At 46.6% G+C, this 22,566-nt stretch carries 20 protein-coding genes; all 20 read right to left on the bottom strand.

What is annotated here, in order from left to right:
* Positions 1-18: 18 nt before the first annotated feature.
* The 20 genes from P9J64_05825 to P9J64_05730 all read right to left on the bottom strand — a co-directional run bounded on the left by P9J64_05825 (position 19) and on the right by P9J64_05730 (position 22,441).
* Positions 19-2,088, bottom strand: coding sequence for a tetratricopeptide repeat protein (locus P9J64_05825; GenBank protein ID MDG5467843.1), 2,070 nt, complete (start codon positions 2,086-2,088; stop codon positions 19-21).
* Between the two features lie 60 nt (positions 2,089-2,148).
* Positions 2,149-3,840, bottom strand: a complete 1,692-nt coding sequence (locus P9J64_05820) for a tetratricopeptide repeat protein (protein MDG5467842.1) — start codon at positions 3,838-3,840, stop codon at positions 2,149-2,151.
* Between the two features lie 117 nt (positions 3,841-3,957).
* Complete coding sequence (locus P9J64_05815) at positions 3,958-5,730, bottom strand: hypothetical protein (GenBank protein ID MDG5467841.1); 1,773 nt, start codon at positions 5,728-5,730, stop codon at positions 3,958-3,960.
* 100 nt (positions 5,731-5,830) lie between these two features.
* The gene (gene rffA, locus P9J64_05810) at positions 5,831-6,970 is read right to left on the bottom strand and encodes a dTDP-4-amino-4,6-dideoxygalactose transaminase (GenBank protein ID MDG5467840.1); all 1,140 of its coding nucleotides are present in this window, start codon (positions 6,968-6,970) and stop codon (positions 5,831-5,833) included.
* A 63-nt stretch (positions 6,971-7,033) separates the two neighbouring features.
* Positions 7,034-7,915, bottom strand: coding sequence for a class I SAM-dependent methyltransferase (locus tag P9J64_05805; protein ID MDG5467839.1), 882 nt, complete (start codon positions 7,913-7,915; stop codon positions 7,034-7,036).
* Positions 7,912-8,331 carry a GtrA family protein gene (locus P9J64_05800; GenBank protein ID MDG5467838.1) on the bottom strand — a complete coding sequence of 140 codons (420 nt, stop codon included), beginning with the start codon at positions 8,329-8,331 and terminating at the stop codon, positions 7,912-7,914. The genes P9J64_05805 and P9J64_05800 overlap by 4 nt, the downstream gene beginning before the upstream one ends.
* 1 nt (position 8,332) lies before the next feature.
* Entirely contained in the window at positions 8,333-9,871 is a 1,539-nt protein-coding gene (locus tag P9J64_05795) for an AMP-binding protein (protein MDG5467837.1), read from the bottom strand.
* 29 nt (positions 9,872-9,900) lie between these two features.
* Positions 9,901-10,689: a GNAT family N-acetyltransferase gene (locus tag P9J64_05790; protein ID MDG5467836.1), complete on the bottom strand. Its 789-nt coding sequence runs from the start codon at positions 10,687-10,689 to the stop codon at positions 9,901-9,903.
* A gap of 34 nt (positions 10,690-10,723) precedes the next feature.
* Complete coding sequence (locus P9J64_05785) at positions 10,724-11,464, bottom strand: SDR family oxidoreductase (protein ID MDG5467835.1); 741 nt, start codon at positions 11,462-11,464, stop codon at positions 10,724-10,726.
* On the bottom strand, positions 11,454-11,693 hold the full coding sequence (locus P9J64_05780) for an acyl carrier protein (protein ID MDG5467834.1): 240 nt from the start codon (positions 11,691-11,693) through the stop codon (positions 11,454-11,456). Before P9J64_05780 ends, P9J64_05785 begins: the two co-directional genes overlap by 11 nt.
* Before the next feature lies 1 nt (position 11,694).
* Positions 11,695-12,366, bottom strand: a complete 672-nt coding sequence (locus tag P9J64_05775; GenBank protein ID MDG5467833.1) for an acetyltransferase — start codon at positions 12,364-12,366, stop codon at positions 11,695-11,697.
* Positions 12,363-13,289, bottom strand: a complete 927-nt coding sequence (locus P9J64_05770) for a hypothetical protein (GenBank protein ID MDG5467832.1) — start codon at positions 13,287-13,289, stop codon at positions 12,363-12,365. The genes P9J64_05775 and P9J64_05770 overlap by 4 nt, the downstream gene beginning before the upstream one ends.
* Positions 13,290-13,316: 27 nt before the next feature.
* Entirely contained in the window at positions 13,317-14,015 is a 699-nt protein-coding gene (locus P9J64_05765) for a class I SAM-dependent methyltransferase (GenBank protein MDG5467831.1), read from the bottom strand.
* Positions 13,996-14,925, bottom strand: coding sequence for a glycosyltransferase family 2 protein (locus P9J64_05760; protein MDG5467830.1), 930 nt, complete (start codon positions 14,923-14,925; stop codon positions 13,996-13,998). Before P9J64_05760 ends, P9J64_05765 begins: the two co-directional genes overlap by 20 nt.
* Positions 14,922-15,617 (bottom strand): WbqC family protein, encoded by a 696-nt coding sequence (locus tag P9J64_05755; protein ID MDG5467829.1) that lies wholly within the window; start codon positions 15,615-15,617, stop codon positions 14,922-14,924. The genes P9J64_05760 and P9J64_05755 overlap by 4 nt, the downstream gene beginning before the upstream one ends.
* A 301-nt stretch (positions 15,618-15,918) precedes the next feature.
* Positions 15,919-17,661: a hypothetical protein gene (locus P9J64_05750; GenBank protein ID MDG5467828.1), complete on the bottom strand. Its 1,743-nt coding sequence runs from the start codon at positions 17,659-17,661 to the stop codon at positions 15,919-15,921.
* A gap of 429 nt (positions 17,662-18,090) precedes the next feature.
* Complete coding sequence (locus P9J64_05745; GenBank protein ID MDG5467827.1) at positions 18,091-19,062, bottom strand: lysylphosphatidylglycerol synthase transmembrane domain-containing protein; 972 nt, start codon at positions 19,060-19,062, stop codon at positions 18,091-18,093.
* A 4-nt stretch (positions 19,063-19,066) separates the two neighbouring features.
* A complete protein-coding gene (locus P9J64_05740) occupies positions 19,067-19,696 on the bottom strand; it encodes a class I SAM-dependent methyltransferase (protein MDG5467826.1) in 630 nt (209 codons plus the stop codon).
* Positions 19,697-20,057: 361 nt separating this feature from the next.
* On the bottom strand, positions 20,058-20,891 hold the full coding sequence (locus tag P9J64_05735) for a class I SAM-dependent methyltransferase (protein ID MDG5467825.1): 834 nt from the start codon (positions 20,889-20,891) through the stop codon (positions 20,058-20,060).
* A gap of 83 nt (positions 20,892-20,974) precedes the next feature.
* The gene (locus tag P9J64_05730) at positions 20,975-22,441 is read right to left on the bottom strand and encodes a radical SAM protein (protein MDG5467824.1); all 1,467 of its coding nucleotides are present in this window, start codon (positions 22,439-22,441) and stop codon (positions 20,975-20,977) included.
* Positions 22,442-22,566 lie beyond the last annotated feature (125 nt).

Here is a 22,566-nt window from a genome sequence, read left to right as displayed (position 1 = left end):
GTTAAATCCAAGAAAGCATCAACGCAATTTTTCAAGAAAACCTTTTGCCTTACCGACGTAAGGGCTGGTGGGTGCAAGTTGCACAAAAGTTTTAAAACTGTTATTGGCTAGAGCTGAATCCCCATAACGATAGGCCGCCAGGCCTAAGGCATAATAGGCGTCAGGTTCCTTTGGAGCAGCATCAATCGCCACCCTGAACAGCTCAAGGGCATCAAGGTACTCCTTTCGATCGTAATGGATATAACCGCGGCTCAGTAATGCCGAGAGGTTCTTCCCATCAAGAGTGAGCACTTCATCAAAAAGGATAGCCGCCTTGTCCAGGTTTTGCATGCGGTAATCAAGATTACCGAGCGACAGCAAGAGAGCAACACTATCGCGATTCTGCCGAAGAGCATTTTCCAACAGGGGGCGCCGCTCCAAAAAGCCCATCTTCGTTTCCGGGTTTTTTGTGTTCAATAGCTTCCCAAGCAACCACGCAATCCTTGCGTCGGCCCGGTAAGTGAGATAAATCGACATTTCCTCCAGCAAACGACGTCCCGCGAGCGGGCTTTTGCTCAGAGTCTCAAGTTTTTCTGTCGACAGGGTCGGATCAAAGTAACGAATCCGGTACTTTTTGATGAGAACATCGTTCTCTCCGCCCGGCTTCAGCAGGACCATACCGCTCGGTTCACGATAAACCGGGACAAAACCTTCGGGCTCGAACATCTTGTATTCCATAAGCTCTCTAACGATGGCATAAGAGATATTCCAACGTGAACGCGTTTCCGGCTTATGGATATATTCGCTCAAAGCTGTAAATTCGCCGGGCTGATTGTAGTGAAAAATCTTTTGTTCCGGGGCCGCAAAGAATGCCAGATAGCCCCCCGAATGGTCCGTGTTAAACATGTTGCCTTTGAGACCAAGGTCACGGACAAAACGCGTTGAACCGACAGGATAAGCATTTTCATTCAGCCCAACGCCAAACTTTTGCGCGTTAGGGGCATAGACTTCTTTGTAGATCGGTGGCGCGAGCAATAATACCCCCCCTGCTAAACCAGCGGCCCATCTCTTCCAAGAAGATCGAGGTAAGTTCTCATACACCAGCGCCATACAGTGAGCGGCCAAGGGGACCGCTGCCAGGCAAAAAGCCAGGGTCGCGCGATTGAACTTAAGAGAGAGATAGAGAAAAGGAAGGACAATGGCCAGAGCCGTAAGATCAATCCTTCTAAGAGTCAGCAGCACCAGAACCAATAGAGCTGCCAGACAGAACCAGTACCAGAAGAACTGCAGACCAGAGGAGAGTGTTGGGCTCCATTCGGCAAAGACAGAATATTCTTGTGTATTACTTGTAACACGAAAAAAACGTCTATAAACAAGAAGGCCATTTGGGTGAAGAGCCATTGAAAACAAAGTAATTCCAGTCCAAAGCCAGAGTTCTTTCAACCTTTTAGGTTCGATTACACAACCGCCCCACCCAGATTTTACTCTATCAATTTTCGCAAGCACGACGCTCTTCAAGGTCTCCACGGCAACAAAAACTAAAAGGATGACCAAGCCAAAGATGGCACCATGGAGATAATCCCACACAACCAAAACCGGGGGGAGTACCCATAGCGCCCGGTGTGTAAAGAACCCCCGACTATAACCAAAAAGACAACAGATTATTAAGGCTTGAAAAAGAATAGAGAAAAGTTCTGGTCTCTCTACAAATCGCCCCATACCTGCAGTTATGACGATCATAGCCAAGAATGGTGCGAACAGCTTATTGACGGAGAAGAAACGAGCTGTGACCACAATGATTGCAAAAGTCGCCAGGCCGATCGACAATTTAAAAGCCAAGAGGCCGGTCACCCCACCAGCAGACCAAATCAGGTAGAGGAGGACTTGTGCCAGCTGCGAATGGCTGGCAAGAGGAACCCCTTGCGAAGTATAAGAGAAAATTTCATGGTTAATGAACGCCCCCTGTTCCACCATGGCCCGCCCATAAGCCAAGTGCCAGAAGGTATCTGGATCCTGTAACGGGTAGGTAAGAACATAGAGGGTCATTACAGCGCAGAGAATCATGACTGTATAATTTATTGCATGTTCATAACTAAGATACTTCGACATCACGCGCAGAAACCTCCTTATCAATTGAGCCGCGTTGCTACCTCTCACCATGAACCTGGACTAGTTTTTTTTGCGCGTAAGGCGCTGGAGAGATTGCTTCGTGTAGACTGACTCTGGATTGACAGCCCGCGCCCTCTGCAGAGAGCTGATTGCACCTTCAAAGTCACCCATGTCCTCTTGCAACTGAGCCTTTGTTACCAAGGCACGATAGTGGTCGGGATAGAGCTTAAGCATCCCGTCATAATTATCAATAAGTATTTTGAACATTGTCTTCACGGGGATTGCATACCTGTCAATGACAGATTTATTCTCCGGGACATTACGAACAAAGACCATACTATGATCTCTAACAAAAACGGCCACCCAATCCGGGTGATAAGTTAATACAACGGCCAGAGGAATGACACCTCCCGAAGACAGGTTGTGAGTTGGGAAAATAGCCGTATTGATATTATAGGCATCCAAAGTTGAGAGATTTTCAAGGTAGACGACTTCGTTATGCTGGACATAATGCTCCTCAACAAGGGCTCGTCCATCAATGAAAACTTGATATTCAGGTATCTTGTTAGCCAGGTACCCGCCCCAGTCATAATAATTGAACAGATTGGGCGCCGGTTTCGTAATATGCATAAAATCAACTGCAGCAGCAGGGAAGCTATCACTTTCCTTGAAGGCCAACGGTGATTGGAAATTGGTATGAAGCAGTGGGATCAATACGAGCGTCACAGTGACCGGAATAGACCATTTTTTTCGGGGAGAAAAGGGCAGATAGAGAGTAATCAAAGGAGCCAAAAGAAAAAGAAAAAGTTTATACCGTACAGCCAATAAAGAGAGGGTCAATACCCCTCCGATAGACAACAGATGTGCTGTTCGCATCTTCTTGAATGAAACAGCCAGGGTAAGTACGGTCAATAAAGCGAGAATAAAGTAGGGGTGGCCAAAGTCTCTTGTTGCAATAAAATACTCAACAGTACTCCTGGCCTCAGTAACTTGAGAGGCATAACTGGACTGAACTTGAAAAAAGCCGGCAATGAGCTCGGGAAGGCCCGCAGGGTTTGCTGTTGCTAGCAAGCCAGAGCCAAAAAGCAAGCAGATTCTTTTAACAGGAAAGCTCTCCTTTGATCTAAAGCTGTCAAAAGCAATACCAACAATATAAGCAGCAATAAGACACAGGCCCAAGATGTAGCCGCCGTGCATATTGGCCCATATGATCATAATCAGTGGCAAACAAATTACAACACTCTTTGCCAATGGACGATTATCAATTATTTTTTCAAGAAGGCAGAGCAACAAAAAAACAAAAAGATAAGTGAATAAAACCGGGCGTTCACTACCGAGTGATTGCAATTGACACAGAGTTAGCACACCGAAAATAATGGCCTTGTGTAAATTCGAACGATGCCAACAGACAACAAAGACGGCCAGAATCAGCCCCGAATTAATCAGAGCCCTTAGAACAACAGCACTGGTCTCTCCCCATACCTCCCAAAGCGCGTAGAGCGCTAGCTGACCGAGCCAATATTGCTTGAGAACGAACTGTACGTGTACGGATTCTGGGCGGAAAGGATTAGAATCTTTAACAGTAAAAGAAAAAGGGTCTGAAACGGGAAGCGCATGGTTCTCCCATATCCATTGGCCAGTGTTGACGTGCCAGAAATAATCTCCATCAAACACGGCAAATGTGTTCAAAACAAAAAGGACGCAAAACAAAACAAATGTAAACAGCCCGAAGCTTATTTTATTTGTTTTCATGAACTCTATCATTTCAATGATTCCAACCTATCAATTTGTTATTTTGATGTATTATTGCACAGACTCGACGAGCAAACATTCTCTCATTCTGTATACGACAGCCGTTAAATCCACTCTTTAATTCAAGGACCTGCTGCGACGCCAGGACAGAATTTGCAAGCCTTGCCGCAAAGAAGGCAATGAGCTGTTGCCTGGTGCAATAGTAGCAATTGTATCAACCTCCTTCCTGGCTTCATCGTAATAGCCCATATAAATAAGCATTCCGGCACGCGCAACCCGAAAACGAATTTGCCGTGGGTTGGCTTGTTGAAGTTGATTGTAGATCAGAAGAAGTCTGTTTTTAAATTCATCCTTCTCAATCTGATGTCTCTCAAGAATGCTTTTATTGCGATCATCCAGCTTTGCAAGAATAAATACTTTTCTATCAAGATAGATGGGCACCCATTCCGGCCTTTCGAGCAACCTGGTCATCAGAGGTTGAACGTTCCCTGTATAAGGGTCATAACTCGGCTGCAGGACATAGTCTATTTTGTATGAATTAATTAACGTCAGATAGTCACTTTGCCCGCTGATTGCATTGGTTGAGGCCTTGTAAATCCTGTGATACTCCTCAAAAACATCGGGGTTTATAGCGCGACCATCTATAAAAAACCGGAATTCAGGGGAAAGGCGCCACAACAAATAACCACCTAAGGCATAATCATTAAAGACCTTCCCATCAAGCCCACTTGTAGCGAGAAAATCGGCGGCCTCTACAGGATAAAACATTCTCATTTTTTCACCTGGCTGCCAAATCTTCCAATAAGAGGTTGCCAGCCACAGTGTCACTGAAATTGCAAGGATTGTTGAAATAAAGCCCACCAGTTGAGAACCATGGGGTTTCCAGCGTTGCAACACTGCACTGCATGAAGAGCCTATAGCAGGCAACATAGCCAAGGCAAAGAAGGGAACATTACGAGTATATCGAACAGAAATATAAGCGAGAAAAATAGCAATCAGCAATTCTGGCCAGTAAATCTTTCTCAAAATAAGCACTGTCGTAAAGTAAAGAGCTATCAGGACCCATAATAGCGAATATATCTGTCTTCCTTTAACAAACGATACCCACGTGCTCTGGTATTCGGGGACCAGGTTCATCAAATCGCTTCCGTGGAAACGGAACAGCTCTAGATATATTCCCCCTACATTTGGGGTCACAAGAGTAGCAGCCAAGCCAGCAGCTATCCAGGCTAGCAAGCTTTTCATTTTTACCGGGTTTTGACGGTATTCGACGACAACTCCAGCGCTGAAGCATAACAGAATCAAACTACCAAACACGAAGCCGCCATGAACATTGGCCCAAATACACATTATTATGGGCAGAGCAAAACCGAGTCGACCGCCTCGACGCACGGACAAGAGCATCCCGACAAGAAAGATCGCAAAGAAAAATGAAAAGACCTGAGGTCTCTCCAAAGGAAAATATCTTGTCAGCAAAAAGCCAGACAATAAAAGGGGAGCTGCCAAACAGATATTGATGCGCTGGCGGTAAAACTGCCAAACTAATAAGGATACAATGGCAAAAGAGATGAGGACATTATGGAGTAAGATTCCGTTAAGACCCAAAATTTCGTAGAGCGTTGACACGGAGACTTGCCACAGCCAATAGCCCTGCAGGGCATTCTTTTCCCTGAAGGAATGTTCGCTATTATCATGAAAAGAGAAGGGATCAGTCTCTAATAGCCCCCCTTTATCAACAATCAGCTCCCCGGTTTTGAGATGCCACCAAAAATCTGGGTCATAAATCGGTTTTGATGCCTGGAAAAAGAGGGTTATAGCAAAAGCAAGAATAAAAAGAGCGGCAAGAATAAAATGTATTTTATCTTGCCACGTTTTGTTAGCAAAAGACATGATCAGAGGCTTTCCATATAAAATAAAACACCACAAGAATTCTGTTCATGAATTAAACTTCGGAGAGAAAAAAAACCAAGACTGACATAAAAAGCTTCTTTTAAGGTTCTTTCCCTGAAAAAAAATCACAAACCAAATCGACAATCTCAGGGGCATCCTCAAGTTCAACGAATAAGGGTAGTCGCAAAAGCCTTCCACTGAGGGAGTCAGTGACAGGCAGCGCCCCCTGCGAGGCACGGCCATACATTTGACCGGTCGGAGAGGAATGTAAAGGGACATAATGAAAAACCGCATTTACACCGCGATCGTTCAGGAAGGCCAAAAGGTTTGTTCTTACTTCAAGGCTCTCAACAAGCAGGTAATACATATGCGCATTATGCTGGCAATTTTCGGGGAGGATCGGACGACGGACATGCCCTAAAGTTTCAAGATTGGAGAATCCCTGATGATACTGTTCCCACAGGAACAAACGTCTTTGTGTAATTTCATCGGCAGCTTCCAACTGAGCAAGAAGAAAAGCGGAAATCACTTCACCAGGAAGATAGGAGGAGCCGACATCAACCCATGTGTATTTATCAATCTGGCCCCGCAAAAACTGGCTGCGATTGGTCCCTTTTTCGCGAATAATTTCAGCTCGATCAAGGAAACGATGATCATTGACCAGCAAGGCTCCACCCTCGCCGGAAATCACATTTTTGGTCTCATGAAAACTAAAGGCTCCTAGATGTCCAATCGTACCGAGAGCCTTGTCCTCACACTTTGCCATCAACCCCTGGGCAGCATCTTCAATCACCAGCAAATCGTACTTATTAGAGATGTCCATAATTGCTTCCATGCTACAACCTACTCCGGCGTAGTGAACGGGAACAATGGCTTTAGTCTTTTCGGTAATTGCCTCTTCGATTTTTTTTTCATCAAGGTTGAGTGTATCAGAACGGATATCCACAAAAACCGGCACACCACCTCGTAGCACAAAGGCATTTGCGGTGGAGACAAACGTATAAGACGGCATGATCACCTCGTCGCCCGGCCCGATATCGGCCAACAAAGCCGCCATTTCAAGAGCCGCCGTACAGCTGTGAGTCAATAGCGCCTTGTGACAGCCAGTCTGTCTTTCCAGCCAGCTGTGACATTGCTTGGTAAAATATCCATCACCAGCCAGCATCCCACGATGATGAGCTTGACTGATGTACCAAAGTTCCTTGCCGGTCATATAAGGTTTGTTAAATGGTACTTTCATAATCTTGTACTCCAGAAGCAATCGAAATTTCTCAGGAACCGGCAGATCAGGAAAAAGATAAATTCAGGAAGCTAGCGGCTTTCTGGCGACCAGGAGTCGAGACCCCCCCACCGGCAAGTTGACACCAAGTTGAATCAGACATGATTCTAACCGCAGGATACTGCTGAATATTGAATTCAAAAGGGGGTGCAAGTTAAATTCATTGGAGTTGTCGATTTCCTGTGCATTCTCTTTCCGGCCAAACACGCGAGAGGCTAGCATAGCAGGAAGCAAAAAAGAAACGAACGATGTGCTTCTCATTATCTGAAAGCCCGCACTCTTCACCAACTTGTGCAGGTCGTGGGATGAATAGCGTCGTTGATGGCAGGCGCACTCATCGACCGCGCTCCACAGCCAGGCATGCTGCGGGACAGTCAGAACAACCCCGCCACCGGGTTTCACAGCCGAAAACAACCCTTGCAGAGCCCTCTCATCGTCTTCAATATGCTCCAGGACATCAAAGGCCGCAACCACATCAAATTCGTTGCAATAAGGCATCTTCCTGGCATCCATTTGGACTAAAGTTGCATCAGGCAATCTCGCCGACGCAAACTTCAGCCCGGAAACAAAAAGCTCACTGCCGAAGAGTTTCACAGCTGGAAAGTTTTCCGCAACCCCCCGCAGAACATATCCAGTACCGCAACCCACCTCCAGATATGACGTCATCTGCGAGAAATACTTTTTCAACGCCCAGACGATCAACCGATTCCGGCCATTAAACCAGAAATGACCCTCTTCATTGCGGGCCAATCCAGAGAAACACTCCGGATTAAAGCCATCACCCGCAAAGGCAAGTTCGGGTGCCCAACACTCAAAGCCTTCATGCACTTCAGGACTAAAGCCACAGGTCGTGCATTCCCGTGAGATGGTTTCAAGGCTTGCCGAGCAAGAAGGGCACACAATCATAGTCGGGCCTCCTCCTTACCTGATTGAAATGCAAAGTATTTGAAGGCAACAAACAAAAAACCGGCCACCAGAAAAATATTACATAACTGTACAAGTTGGTGTGGGTAGAGAAGAACATCAACGAAAAAGTAAAGAGACGCGATATTCAAAAGGTATCCAAAGACATGGGCAACAACATACCTCGAAAAACCACTGGCATGCCCTCCTTTATACGCGAAGGAGTATTGGGCATGGCCAGAGTAAGCTATGGTTGCGGCAAGAGGGTAAAATAAAGTCACTGTGAGCTTAGGGTCCACGCCCAGCCAGGTAATCAGCAAGTAGACCAGATAACCAAGGAGATTGCTCAGCAAGCCAACAACACCATAGCGAATGAGTTGCCGAAGGCTGCCACCCCAATTTTCTTGATTTAACACCATATTAGATCAAAGCCTTCAATTGCTGACGGTCAACCTTGCCATTGGGGTTTTTGGGCAACACTTCCACAACGACAATCTTGCTGGGGATCATGTAGTCCGGCAAGAAATTGGCCAAACAGGCCAGGAGTTCCTCTTCCTCAACCGAACCCTGACAAGCGACAAAGCCAATGATCTTGCCGTGGGTCACATTACCGCGCTGGTAAACTGCAGCAGCCTGGTTGACCTGCGGAAGTTTGACTAGAGCATGCTCGATTTCCTCCAGTTCAATCCGGTATCCCATGTGTTTGATCTGGTTATCCTTGCGGCCATTGAAATAGAGACGGCCATCGATTTCCTTTACCAGATCGCCGGTCCGGTACATTCTCTTCATATAACGGTTGGGCTCAGTCAAGGTATAAAATGCGGCTGAAGTTCGCTCTAAATCATTGAAATAGCCACTGGCCACATTGGGTCCGATCAAACAGAGCTCGCCGCAATCCGAAGCGTTCTCTTCCTCATCAAGAATCCGGTAATCGAAATTTTGATTCAGGTGCCCGAGTGTCGGCAAGCCCTGCATATCGTCAAAGTCTGTTTGCACGATATCGTAGGCACTGCAGATGCAAGTACATTCCGTGGGGCCGTAAACATTGACCAGCATCGCTTGCGCACTGAACTCGTCATAAAGTTTCTTCAGCTCGGTTTTCGGATAACCTTCCCCTCCGAACACGATGCAGCGCAATGCCGACATGCTGTTCGCCTTCATTGCTTTCATGGTTGTCAAATAGATCAGTAGAGATGGTACGGAAAACCAGAGGTTGCACTGCATTTTCCCAACATGCTCGACCAGTTCATAAGGACTGGTCATCAATTCCCTGGGAACTGGAGACAGGCAAGCACCCGAAAAAAGACCAACATAAAAATCAAAGACCGAGTTATCGAAATACATCGGGCTCAAATTGGCAAAATTTGTTTGTGTACTCACGTCAAAGCGTTTTTGCCCCCACTCGATAAAATGCAACACATTCTGATGGGTAACAGCTACCCCTTTAGGATCGCCTGTAGAGCCGGAAGTAAACATGATATATGCGATACATGCTCCGTCCACGTGCGAGAGCAAACGCTCCTGGTTCTCAAGTTGCCGAACAGAGAGCTGCGGTAACACCTCTCCATCGAGATAGATGGCATCACAACTGCTCGTCTCAGACAGCTCTTGCATACTGCTTGCAAACTGCATGTCATCGAAAAAAATAAGTCGCGGGTTGCTCACAGCAATAATCCGCGCGTTCCTGGCCACAGGTGAGGTCACATCAACATTCACATAAGGAATACCCAATTTTAAACCGGCCAACATCAACGCGTAGGAGAGTGTTTTTTTTGTATGGCCGATAGCGATAACATCACCACGCTGGCACCCTTTGTCCAAAAGCAGTTGAGCAAGCTGATTCGCAGTGGCCTGCAAATCGGCATACCTAACATCCCCTTCAGGATAACGCAAAGCAGGGCAAGCAGGGTTTCCGGATACAACTTCCGCGAAGAGAGAACCTAGATTGAAGTAATACAAGAGACTTTTCCTAACTAATCAGAGCCAAATCAACGATTGATTGTATAAAAGCTGTAAGGCTTGCCAACCGGCGAATAGCCGACAGATTCTGCCAGTAGCATAGAAGGGGCATTATTGGTAAAACAATCCCATAAAGGCGAGATATTCTGATTGAAACAATGTTCAACAAAGCCACAAACAGCCAGCTTCGCCAGGCCGAGTTTCCTGAACTCTGGCAAGGTCATGACGTCGATCTCAGCAAAACTGTCAGCCGTGGCTGCGGAATAACAGATCGCGGCCGCCTCCCCTTTGAACATGACAGCAACCATATTTGATTTTGCTATAAACTCTGCCGGACTCCCCCAGAAGCGGGTGACGACCCCGAATTTTTCATCGATCAAAGCAATATTGGTCTGGCTCGCTCCGACACAAGAGATGTCTCCTCGATGCGGCATAGCCGTTAGAATATCTTCGGACGTCATCTGCATCTTATCCAGCGCAAACCTTTGCCGCGTGGACAGCGACACCTTGTCATTTTCTACCAATAAAAAACCAGGTACATAAGGAGCATAAAGTCTTACTTTACTGGCATGAAAGCGACCTTCCCTCAGCAAATAAGCTTCAAGGTTTTGTTCGAAAGACGGGTTCGGCTCGCCAAAGACTTGAGCAAAACCGAACGAGTGCTCGACATAAAACTGCCCTGGTGTTTCAGCACTGTCGGCATAGACGACACCGCCCTGGGTTTCCTGCAACACCGCAGCAACTAGAGGGAAGAAAAGTTCGTTTTTACGATAGACGTCGAGTACTTTCAAGTACTTGTTTTTATTTAGAAGAATCATTGATCACTCGTAAGCTATCTAAAACCGCCACGGTCTAAATAGTCAGACCGCCATTCACATCCAGAATCACACCATTCATAAAATCATTCTCAACCAAGGCCGCAACGGCATGGGCCACTTCACCCGCCACACCCAGTCGCCGCAGCGGAGTATTCGAACGCACATGCTCGATGATCGCTTCACTCAGTGCGGCACTTGTCGATTCTGTGCCAATAAAACCTGGGGCGACAGCATTACATCGAATCCCGAGACGGCCCAACTCTTTCGACCAGGTGACTGTCATGGCTTCTACACCGGCCTTGGCAGCGGAATAAGCCGTTTGCCCCTCATTGCCACGGGCACTGATCGAACTGATGTTGACGATAACACCTTTGCAACGCTTCATAACCATCTGCTCAACAACGGCCGTGGACATGATAAAAACTGAATCCATATTCAGGGTTACATACTTACGGAAGCGCTCGTAATCGTGCATCATCGAAGCCGGGTTCATCATATTCAGCAAAGGCTCACTGTATATGACCCCGGCATTATTGACGAGGATGTCGATGCAACCGTGCTTATCAACAACGGTCTGCACCACCCTCTTGGCACTATCGGGGTCAGTGACATCGAGCAGATAACCGATCATACCCTCTGGCAAACGGTCAAGAGCCCCCTGATCGAGGTCAACGACAATCACCCGCGCACCTTTGGCCTGCAGGTGCTCGGCTATGGCCAAACCCAAACCTTTGCCACCTCCAGTCACCAATGCGAGGGCATCGTTAATGTCCAAGATCAACCCCCTTACCCTGCAACACCTCAAAGATACCCGCCACAGAACTCATCTTGAGGATATCCTCAATTTCAAGTGTTATGGAGAACTCCTGCTCTATTGAGACAACCAGATCCATTTGTGTCAGAGAGTCCCACTTGCTGACCATGTCCTTAGTCAATTCAGGGACAATCTGCTCTTGGCGAAGGCCAAATACTGACGACAAAACTGCAACTAAACGCTCATTCATATTAAATCCCGAAATGTTTATCGTAATCTTCAGAAGTAAACCGCAATTCTTCTGCGGATCGTGCCAGGTGGACGCTTGAAGGCTTGGTCGATTTGGTTATCAAGGCACCGCCACCGATGATACAGAATTCATCGACTATAACCTTATTGACAACGGTCGCATTAACACCCAAAAAAACATTGTTCTTGACGACGGCGTGACCAGAGATGACAGAGCCCGAAGCAATCCAGCAATGATCACCCACCTCGGAATGATGGGCCAGCGTGGTGTTGCACCACACCAGGGTATCAGCACCGAGTTTGGCATGCGGCTCCAACACGGCATTGGCCAGGACGACACTTCCCTCTCCAAGAGGAGACTCCGTATAAATTTTCGCGTCGGGATGAATGTAAGTTTCCATGATGTAACCCATGGCTTTGATCCGACCAAACAGAGCTTCCCGGTTACGGTTGAGGCCGTTGTAACCAACCGCCATAATAATGACACAGTCGGCAACGTCATAACGCTGCTGTAATTTTGACAAAGGGATCGTTTCCAAACCCACGATGCCGCCTTGGTTAACGTATTCATCGTCAACAGTCAAGGCCACCACTTCATAACGTGTGTCCCGCATCAGGTACTCATTGAGAATATCTGCAGTAACTGCATTTCCTGCAAGTATGACTTTTTTCATAGCTCCTCATTTAGGACCGCAAGACCAAAACCTGTTCGGCCATAGCCGTTGCCGTTGTATAGCATATATTTACGCCCCTTATGCTCAAAAACACAGGGGTAGCAGATCATTTCAGAGTCCCAGCCAGCATCAGACACGTCAATGCCGACCTGGTCATCCAAACGCACCCAATCGAGGCCGTCATATGATTCGGCATAACCAATTCTATAAGTCTCTACATTCTTTTGAGCCCGGAATGAGTACCACATCCTGTACAACCCATTTTTTTCTTGGAGCACAGACGGGCGAGAAATCGCATACTCATATTCGTTAGCATAGTCAATACATACCGACGCCTTGGGCCCCCAGTATACGCCATCATGGGAGGTACGATGTTTAATATTGTAGTAATGCTTGTAACCTTGGCCCTCAGGTTCCCAACGGTCACATGAAACATACCACATACGCCATGTATCCCCCTCCCTGAGAACAGTTGGAGAAGCCGCAAAACATGGGTCATCAACCCCTCTGTCAAGGATCGGACCAGGGTATTTATCAAAAGTTTTACCCTGATCACGAGAGACAGCTAAACCAGAAGCTGCATCAAAAATAATTTTGTTTTTCAGACTGAACCCAATTGTGTACAAGTACACCATTCCACCAAGCGTTACCAATGATGAGGGGATTATCCCATTGTCATCATAATACCCCACCTGACCGAGGTCGATGATTGGGGAGGTGGTTAACCCTTGAATTGTTGAGGGCTCGCAAATATCCAGTTCGAGCGAAAAGATTCTGCCACGTCCTGTCTTATCGTACGAGGCAAAATAAATTCGATACAAGTTGTTGTCTATATGTAGCGGGACGGGTGCCCGCCCTCCGGTAACCATCCATTCGCTTTCGCTATCGGCACAAAAAACACGACCGAGCTTAGTCCACTTCATCCCGACACCTCTCGGATAGATTAACGGCTAAAGCTTCTTCTCACAAACAACCCAGAACACCTGCTCCTGAATTCCAAAATATTCATTATTCGCATGGCCAAATGAAAAGTTACCAAAATAACCCGAAAAATATTCTTCAATTTCTCTATTTGAATGAAACCCATGCAACCGGTATCCATCCCTGTTGCAGTAGGGGTCATTTTTTATCCGCATTGTGCCATCGTGCAACTCTTCAGCCTCTTGAAAAATATAAGATTTCCTATCTGCAACAGAAGCTATCAAAGCCCCGCCCGGTTTCAAAACACGTTGGTATTCCTTGAGATTATCGATGAGCGTTTCCCCTTCATCGCAATAGTAACAGCAGTGGCAAGCGAGGATATAATCAAAAGACCCATCCTCGTATGGAATGCTGCTATTGCGGCCGACGCGCAAATCGGGGTGGTATCCCATCTCTGCCAATCGAGTACCGGTCTGCTGAACAATATCAGCGGTAATTTCTATGCCAGAAACATCAAGACCGAGGTCGCACAATAAAACCGTATTCCTGCCATCACCAAAGGCAACATCAAGAACCGAATCACCAGGTTGCGGCTTCTTGTAATGCAATCCAGGGTAGTCAGCCAAAAAAGTCCGTACTACGAACTCGGTTGGATAAACGCGCCTGTGAACCCGATCGGCGTAGAATTTTGAATAACTCGAATCAATATCACCCTTTATTGCCGCCATAGACACTCCTTACGATAAACAGTGGCCTTTGTTTTGTCTCAGAGAACACTTTTGACAGATAAATACCTACAATCCCGACAAATAAAATCGTCAGCCCCCCCAACAACCAAACAGAAACCATGATCGAGGTATAGCCGTCTACAGGTATTAAAAAAAACAGTCTTCTTAAGACCAAATATGTTGTATAAGCCAAAGAACAAGAAAAAATTGCGACTCCGCTGAGAAATATTGTTTTGAGTGGCTTGCTGCTGAACGACGTAACAACATTCACCAGATGAGATAACTTGCGATAAAAGCTATAGGTCGTCTTGCTGGTCGATTGTTTTTGAACAATCTGCTGAGATTGTTTGAAACCCGTTATGAGCCACAAGCCGGAAATAACAATCTCACATTCATGGTGCAGCAAAAGAGAATCCAGGTATCTCCTGGTCATCAATCTGGCGGTGGTAATATTCCTGGGGTGTTTGAAGCTCAGCAATTGGTCTAAAAAACGATAATAAAGCTCGCCGCTCCACCTTTCGAACCACCCCCCTTTACGGCTCTCCTGCACCCCATAGACGACATCGCATTTCTCTTGCTCCATTTGCGCAGAAAAATCGGGCAACCACTCCGGCGACTCTTCCAGATCGACATCGAGCAGAAAGACCTTCTCGCCACGCGCATAAGTCAGCCCGGCCATCATTGCCTTGTGATGACCAAAGTTTCTGGACAGGTCAACGACCTTCAGATGAGGGTTCTGCTCACTTAACCGAACGGCAACATCAAGGCTGTTATCTGGAGAACCATCATTGACCAAAACGATTTCGTAGCTGTCCTCTACAAGTTGGACCGCCGCATCTGCAGCCCGAAGGCAGAACTCTTCAATGTAGCCGGCTGAGTTGTACAGAGTTGCAACAATTGAAAGTTTCATATCGTGACGTATTTCATGTAACGAGGCGATTGCTTGCCGCAGTTAAACAAGAGATCCAGAATGCTCACTCCATGCTCGAAACCAACCCAAAGTTGAGGATATTCAGGGTATTCGTCATAATTGAACCAGGTCAACTCAACCCCGACATCTGCAAATAGATGTTCCTCAACATAACCTTTAGCGGCAGGCCCGGAGACATACTCCCCCCCGCCTGCCTGCAAAGTCAAATCGACCAGACGCTCCGTTTTGCCATCGACAAGATCGTAGTCCCATGAATTGCTTATTTTGGTATCGACTCCCAGATAACCACAGATAACCTCTATGAAAGTCCGATTGAGTTCAGACAAAGACCTGTAAGTACCCTTTGAATATAAGGGTTCAATTAAATGAGCGATTTCCTCATAGTAATTAGCTTTTCGATAGTTCTGTGAGATAGACTTCCAATGAGACTCACACCAATCATTGCCATCAATTTCCGTTTCGCGAATCTTCTGGTGGTATTTGCCTTTCACTTTCACTGGAACTGTCAGCCACATCAACCCTTGGGGCGTCTTTACTTTGTTACGATTGCGCCAATCACGTCGGGTATATTGCATATCATCGTAAAGGATAAACTCATCGACCGAGGCGATCATGTCGAAGTACCCCTTCCAAGGGATATAATTTGACTGAACAATAGCGACTTTCTTCATAACAGAGCCTATTAACAGTAAGAAATCAAGAGTTTGGAGTGAACGCTTCCTTGCTAAACACAGCAACCAGCAGACTTAACATCCCTTTCAGCGACACAGGAATCCTAACCAAGGTTTAGGCAGTCATTCTAACGATTAAAGCTTATTGTTACAAGTTTCTTATTCCTGCATGAGGAAGGTAACAGAGCACATACATGACAAGCATCAAAGCAGAAATCAACTTCGGGACCGATACGGAATAGTTAGCAATATTAGAAAGATGGCGTGAGGATTGTTTTATAGCGCCCCTTGCACAAACAGGTTACTTTCTTTCATGAGAAGTGGTATTCAACCTCCGCAACAGTTGGTTATACATACGTTCGGCATTGGGGTTGCGTTGCGGAGTTCTTGACATATGTTGTTCCAAAGCAAACTTTGCTCGAGCATAATGTTTACGCTTCATGTAAATCTGCGCCATTTCCCACCAGGCCATGTAACGGCCCGCATTGTAGCGAACCATCAAGTTGGCTTCAGACAGAACCGTGTTGTCAATCTGCTCCTTGGGTCGTTCATGCCGTTTCAACCAGAGAGGGTGAACACTTCCGGAACGGACAAAAATCATGGATGATTCCGAATTGAAGACCAGGTGCCAGTCGTCACTTGCACTCAGGCGGTCCAGCAACGGATATTTTTGGCCGGTGTCTATGGTCGACGCTCTTGTGACAATGGTATTGACATCAAAGCGCTGGAGAATTTCCTTCCAATTAGGCTTGCCGGCCATCACGTTCCAACCGAGCTGGAACATCTCAGCAGAATTCTGACGACCGTCCCAGAACATCAGGTATTCGGGATACAGCTTGAACGCCATGTATCCGCCCCAATCGTAGGTGTTGTAGATGTTTTTCGTGAGTTTGTGTTTCTGGACGAACTCGGTTGCGGCAATCGGGTAATGCCACTCGCGCAAGCCCGTTTTGAAGGTGCCATAAACTTTATAGATCGGCTGCCAGAGAGTCCAGAACAGAACAACAGCCACGCAGCAGAGAACCAGTGCAGCGAGCTTGCGATAAAGCTCGGGCAGTCGCACGCGCACCGGTTCTGCAAGCTGGTCGAGGTAAGCTGGCAGGATGGCGATCGCTCCCATGTAAAAGAACGGGATGTGGCGCACAAGCTTCATCCCCATCATGGCCAGACCAGCCAGCAGGCAAAGATCCACCAGGCTGACCCTGCGCCAACCAAGAAGGACGATGAGAGCAGTTGCCGCCATCAGGTAAAAGAACAACGGCTCGTTACTGAACGTCGTCAGCGTCCAGTCCATGTTGAACTTCTGTGCCATCGAAACGGTATAATTGCCAGAGCTATCTGTCGAGCCACCCAGCTTGGAAACATTAAGGAGAACATTCATCAGGTAGCCCGGGTAAGGACTTATAAAACTCGCCAAAGCGACCAGGCCCGAGGCAACCAGCAATTTGCGAAGTTGAAAAGGAGTTCGCGTTCCAGGCAGAAACTGGTCACCAACCCCGCCAACAAGAAAAGCGACCAGAAGCGCGGCAGCAAGCACCGAGCCGGCATGGACATTGGCCCAGAAAATCGCTATGGGAAAAAGCCATAGAACCGACCAGCTCTGTTGCTCAAGGAACTGCTGCAGCACAAGCAAGAACAGGGCAAAGAACAAAAACGTCCACAGCTGCGGTCGTTCCAGCCATCCACCGCTGGTCAGCAGAAAAACCGGCAGAACTAAAAGGATAGCCGTCCAGCTCGCAGAGCGGCGCCGCGCGACCAAGACCAGACAAGCCAAGGTTGCCGTCACCAGGAGGCCCTTAAGCACGCTGATCGTGGCATAGCCACCCATTGAATACAGACCGAATAAAATTAGACTATGGAGCCAGGAATGCTCGCTTCTCGGAACATCTTTGGCAAGCGTGAACAGGTCACTGTGGATCATACTTTTGGTTTGCCAGATATACTTGCCGGACTGCAATTGCCAGAAGACATCAAAGGAATGCACCTCTGAAATTGCAACAGCGAGAACGGCGAAGGCCATGGTGCCAAGAGTAAGAATGCTCACATATTTGATTACGCGCAGAAACGTCAAGGTGGAGTCCCTTCCATTGATTTGAGAATTATCATTCCATCATAATGAACTACCTCGCAGCAAGCTTCGAAGTATCAACAGCGTGTAACTTTTGTTGTCAACACAATGGGAGTCTATTTTTAGCCGCGATCAGAATCTATGAAAATCTGTACAAGCTAAAAAGAGATGCTCTAGGTTTGGTTCTAACCATAGATCTTAATAGACTTTCATCGCGGCCAAACAAAGGTTGCCTCTTTAAAGTTAAACAATGCAGCAAGCTGCGGGGAATAAGACCCAATTATTTAATTTAGCAATATTACCAATTCTGATCATCTAATTTTCCACATTAAGGAGGTTACAACCAAACGCCTTCTTAAGGCGCATAGGTTAAAAAAGATTGGTGTCCACTTTTTCCAACCCACCTCAGTTTGCTGGCGTTTTTGCAATGGTGTTATTTTCTATGAGCAACAAGACACCTCCAAAGGAAGAAAACAAAACCATGAGAATCCGCCCAAGCAAGGCGGCAGCAAGTGCCTCTGATGGCTGAAGGCCCGCCTGAACGAAAAAAAAGACAAAAGCACTTTCGGTTAGGCCAATAGAATTAAGAGAAAAAGGAACTAAAGAAATCAAACTTACCAGAGGGAGTATAAACATAATTTCAGTGAAAGGAACAGACAAACCCAAGGAAAGAAAGATTAGCTGTTGTGCCAAAAAAGAAAGGCAATAAAAAACAAAGGATAATGCTAAACAATTAAATAAAACCAGTTTCTGCTCTTGGCAAAAGAGCAAAGCAACAAGAACTTTTTTTGCTTTCACTAAAAGATTACATGTAAACCCATTTTCGTCTAACGATAACTTTCCCAGCCAACCAACTATATTTCTGTTGTAAATAAAAGACACTAACAAGGCTCCCAAACTCAAACCAAAGATTAACCATAGGACCAGGAGTAAAAAACTACCCCCAAAATAATGAGCCCGTAACGACAGGGAGAAACCTGAAAAGACAATAAGCATGAACATGCCAGTCATTCGCTCCAGGACAATACTGGCAGCGACCTCTGCCAGACGATTGGTAGAGCGAAGGAATGACAGTCGTGAGAAATCACCCCCGACGGTTGATGGCAAAAAATTACTGATAAAAGCCCCTATCCAATAAAAGCGAAAAAGCTTAGCAACAGGAACAGAAACGTCATGAACATTCAGTAACATTAGCCATTTTACAGAACACAGCCATAAACCAATCGCATAGAGGACAAAGACCAGAACAAGTGGCTTCAATTCCACTTCTAACAACAAGCTCAACCCCTCTCGCCAATCTACAAAGACAAAAAGGACTCCCAACAAAGTGATTGAGGCAACAAGTTTTGCAATAAATTTCCAATAACCGGAGAACAATCTTCTATTCCTTACGTCCTATCAACAGAAAATTACCTAAAAAAGTCAGTTTCAACTTGTAAAGCTTGACTTGCAGGAATCGGCAAAAGGGCAACCAATCGAGCAACCTTACCGGGAAGATGCTCGCCAACAGGCTCAGAAGTCTCCCCCTGAAGCCACTAAAATAAGCGGAAAACAACACATGAGATTCAACGTGTAATCCTGCATTGAGAAATAGTTGCTCGACGCGCCTGGGGCTTGTCACATAATTATGCGTGTAATCGGCATTCCAGAAATCAGATTTCCAGGCACGGACGTCTGGCGCAACAACACAGACCAAGCCACCCGGCCTGCAAACCCTTGCCATCTCCTCAACAAGCTCGACAGCCTTAGTAACGGTAGGCATATGTTCAATAACATGTGATGCAACAACAACATCAAACTCGGCGGAATCGAACGGAAGAGGCGGCGCAAAAGCCTCGACAACCCGAACACCTTTTCTTGACAACGCATGTCCCATTCCAGGATTGGCTTCCATAGCGGCAATCTCCCCGCCATGACTCAACCAGAGGTCACAGAAATCACCCTTACCAGGGCCAATTTCAAGAGCCGCTTTAGCTTCAGGCTGCACTTTTTTTATGTTTAGATACAACATCTGTGCAGATTTTCTGACAAAGCCCCTACCAAGAGAGGTTGCTTTATCTGAAGAATAATGATCAAAAAATGCCATAACACAAAGACCTCTTATTGGCCGAATTTAACACGCAAGAGAAATCGAACCTTTCATGCCTAAGTCCGAGTGACTGATCAAAACACTGCATTTACTTAAAATCGCGTAGAAACCAAAACAACCACGTGGTTCTTGACTTTTTAGCCACTCGTAGCTCTAATTCCAGCAACCAGATCACCGAAAACGACAAAGACTTTTTAGATCAGTTCATCCCCGGAGATCGAGGGACATGCCTTTACCTAAGGCATATTCAGGACACGCTATCCAGTCGACAGGAAACTGGCACTCAACACCTACGGGCTATCAGCTTAAACTGAGAACGAAGATCAATCCCACCAAGCCTCGCCAAAAATCGGTTGAAGCGAAACCCGAAATAACCAAACAATTCTAATTTGACCAGTGTTAGACCCGAGTTTTCAAGAACAGCTTGGCAGCGACCCTGATCGATGCCGGCTTCAACGTGAAACTCGGCCAAGGTCTCGTCGACTTCCTCAGGTCTGGACAGACTCAACAGCTTTCCCAGCACAGTCAAACCGTGCTGAGGCCGACTCACGACTTTGTAAAAGACATTGAAGTATTCGTCGAGACGAAGCAGTCGATGCTCCAATGGGCTGACCTGATCAACCAAGGCAGGCTCTCCAGTGATATAGAGGATACCGCCAGGCTTCAGAGCCTTGCACGCCAGTTCCAACGCGGTTATGTAGTCAGGAAGATGGTGAAGCGTGGCCCCAAAAGCCACAACATCAAAGGTCCCCTCCTGGCTACGCAAATAATCTTCAGCGTCGGCTTTTACGGTTTCGAGACGATCATCACCATCGGTCACCTTGGCACGAAGGGCCTCCAACATACCACCGGAGATATCGAGCGCTGTCACCCGCCAGCCAAAATCCAGGAACTTGAGAGTCAGATTTCCTGTGCCGGCCCCACAATCAAGGACCCTGACCGACTTAACAAGCCCTAGCAACGAAGCCATCAATGCGAGATCAGCCTTAAAGCTTTCCTGAAACTTCTTGTCCCGCATGTATGGGTGGCGCATATCATAAATCTGACTGTCGCGGTCGTGCATCTTGATGTTTTCTTGGCGCACCTCCTCCGCTAAATCTGAGTTGACCTCTTTCACTTTTCAGTTCTCCAAAGAATAAGGGCACGAGGGAACAGAGAGCCTTTTGTCTAACAAAGGTATGAGCCTAAATAAAGAGAGGACTAACACTTTCTCCTTTTCACTCCAAGGGTGCTGCGAAAGAGACTTACGCCACCTTTGAAGTAAGAGCGCCCCTGTTTAACTGTTTTTTTGCAGATGGCCCAAGCCAACTCAGACAGAGCCATCTTCCGCAAGACCCCTTGCACGTACCACTTGTCCATGCTCAACAAGCCAAAGGACGTCTTTATATAGTATCTTATTGATTCGCGGGCCAACAACTTATCAAGGGCCAAGTCGTGCGCTGCCAAGCGGAAACGTGGATCGACAATCCTTGTATAGGGATCGTTTGAGCCAAACAATACATATTCTTCTTTCTCCAGCGGCGGTTTGACAAGCTCATTGTAAAGCTGGGTCCCCAGGAGAGGAACTGTCAGGCTGAGTGCGACATGGTTCGGCTTGGCTTTTTTGAGGAACTGCCTGCTCAATTCGACGTCCTCAACGGTTTCCCCGGGCAGGTTAAACAACATATTGGCAAAAGTTTTGATCCCGTGTTTTCTACATAATTTGAACGCTGACAGGTTGTCATCAACGGTAAGTCCCTTGGTAATGGCTTTAAGTAGTCCAGGAGACCCCGTTTCCACACCAAAACTGATATGGACACAACCGGCATCCTTTAGTGTCACGATGTTTTCTTCCTTAAGCAGGTTGGACCGGGTCTGCATCGCCCAAGGCATACCAAGACCAGATTCTTTGTACCTGGTACAGAATTTGGCAACTCTTGATTTGTTAGCAAGGAAGCACTCATCCAAAACAAAAAATGAATTAATCCCGTAAGTTTCTTTGAGCAGTCGCAATTCTTCAATAAATACGTCCAAGTCTTTGTATTTGAGTTTCGTCTTTGGATTAAAACAAAAAGAACACCGATGAGGGCATCCTACCGCTGAGAAAACGAACATTCCCTTGCTGTAATAGGGCCTGATGATTTCAGTGGAGACACGGCAGTAATATCCCATATCGATCTTGTGATAACTTGGCATATAGTCCAATTCACCGACATAACAAGCCACACCCGTGTCACAGACTTCTCTCTCTTCTCGCCATGCAAGACCTGGCACTTCGGATAGAATCCCTCCAGAAAGAAGATGACTCAGTGGTGTTTCGCCATCTCCACGGATCAATATATCGGCAGGGGACTCATCACACAGAAGTGATTCAGGATCAATGGTTGGCAGCACTCCACCAACAACTACTTTAATCTCTGCAAATCGAGTTTTGATTTGCCGCGCCAGAGAATAAAACTCACTCAGATCGCCAGGGAAGAGAGAGAAACCGACAAACCGGGGTTTTTGAAGTTCAATTTGATCGAGAATAGTCTTTTCAATTTCAACCTTACGGGCAGGAGTGACCTCTCGAAGACTAGAAATCTTCTTCTCAAAAATTGCCGAGGTGAATTCCGTATGCTTATCCAAAAAACCACCCAAGACAAGAAAACCAAGGGGAGGCAGCACCGAGTTAGCACGGGAGGGCATCGACACAAACAATATATCAGTTCGAAGTCTTTTATTTTCCTGAGCCATCATTGTTTAACAGCCGCCTCCATCAACCTCTCCAACCCTGTCGGTTGAAAGAATTCCATTATTTTGAAGTGAAATTT

It is taken from the genome of Deltaproteobacteria bacterium IMCC39524, from assembly GCA_029667085.1.
Lineage (GTDB): Bacteria > Desulfobacterota > Desulfuromonadia > Desulfuromonadales > BM103 > M0040.
This window is presented reverse-complemented; position numbering and strand designations above follow the sequence as displayed.

What these genes read in the sequence shown, in the direction of transcription:
- P9J64_05825 (MDG5467843.1), bottom strand. Translation starts at nt 2,088, where the DNA reads ATGTCGAAGTATCTTAGTTATGAACATGCAATAAATTATACAGTCATG.
- P9J64_05820 (MDG5467842.1), bottom strand. Translation starts at nt 3,840, where the DNA reads ATGAAAACAAATAAAATAAGCTTCGGGCTGTTTACATTTGTTTTGTTT.
- P9J64_05815 (MDG5467841.1), bottom strand. Translation starts at nt 5,730, where the DNA reads ATGTCTTTTGCTAACAAAACGTGGCAAGATAAAATACATTTTATTCTT.
- rffA (MDG5467840.1), bottom strand. Translation starts at nt 6,970, where the DNA reads ATGAAAGTACCATTTAACAAACCTTATATGACCGGCAAGGAACTTTGG.
- P9J64_05805 (MDG5467839.1), bottom strand. Translation starts at nt 7,915, where the DNA reads ATGATTGTGTGCCCTTCTTGCTCGGCAAGCCTTGAAACCATCTCACGG.
- P9J64_05800 (MDG5467838.1), bottom strand. Translation starts at nt 8,331, where the DNA reads ATGGTGTTAAATCAAGAAAATTGGGGTGGCAGCCTTCGGCAACTCATT.
- P9J64_05790 (MDG5467836.1), bottom strand. Translation starts at nt 10,689, where the DNA reads ATGATTCTTCTAAATAAAAACAAGTACTTGAAAGTACTCGACGTCTAT.
- P9J64_05780 (MDG5467834.1), bottom strand. Translation starts at nt 11,693, where the DNA reads ATGAATGAGCGTTTAGTTGCAGTTTTGTCGTCAGTATTTGGCCTTCGC.
- P9J64_05775 (MDG5467833.1), bottom strand. Translation starts at nt 12,366, where the DNA reads ATGAAAAAAGTCATACTTGCAGGAAATGCAGTTACTGCAGATATTCTC.
- P9J64_05770 (MDG5467832.1), bottom strand. Translation starts at nt 13,289, where the DNA reads ATGAAGTGGACTAAGCTCGGTCGTGTTTTTTGTGCCGATAGCGAAAGC.
- P9J64_05765 (MDG5467831.1), bottom strand. Translation starts at nt 14,015, where the DNA reads ATGGCGGCAATAAAGGGTGATATTGATTCGAGTTATTCAAAATTCTAC.
- P9J64_05760 (MDG5467830.1), bottom strand. Translation starts at nt 14,925, where the DNA reads ATGAAACTTTCAATTGTTGCAACTCTGTACAACTCAGCCGGCTACATT.
- P9J64_05755 (MDG5467829.1), bottom strand. Translation starts at nt 15,617, where the DNA reads ATGAAGAAAGTCGCTATTGTTCAGTCAAATTATATCCCTTGGAAGGGG.
- P9J64_05740 (MDG5467826.1), bottom strand. Translation starts at nt 19,696, where the DNA reads ATGTTGTATCTAAACATAAAAAAAGTGCAGCCTGAAGCTAAAGCGGCT.
- P9J64_05730 (MDG5467824.1), bottom strand. Translation starts at nt 22,441, where the DNA reads ATGCCCTCCCGTGCTAACTCGGTGCTGCCTCCCCTTGGTTTTCTTGTC.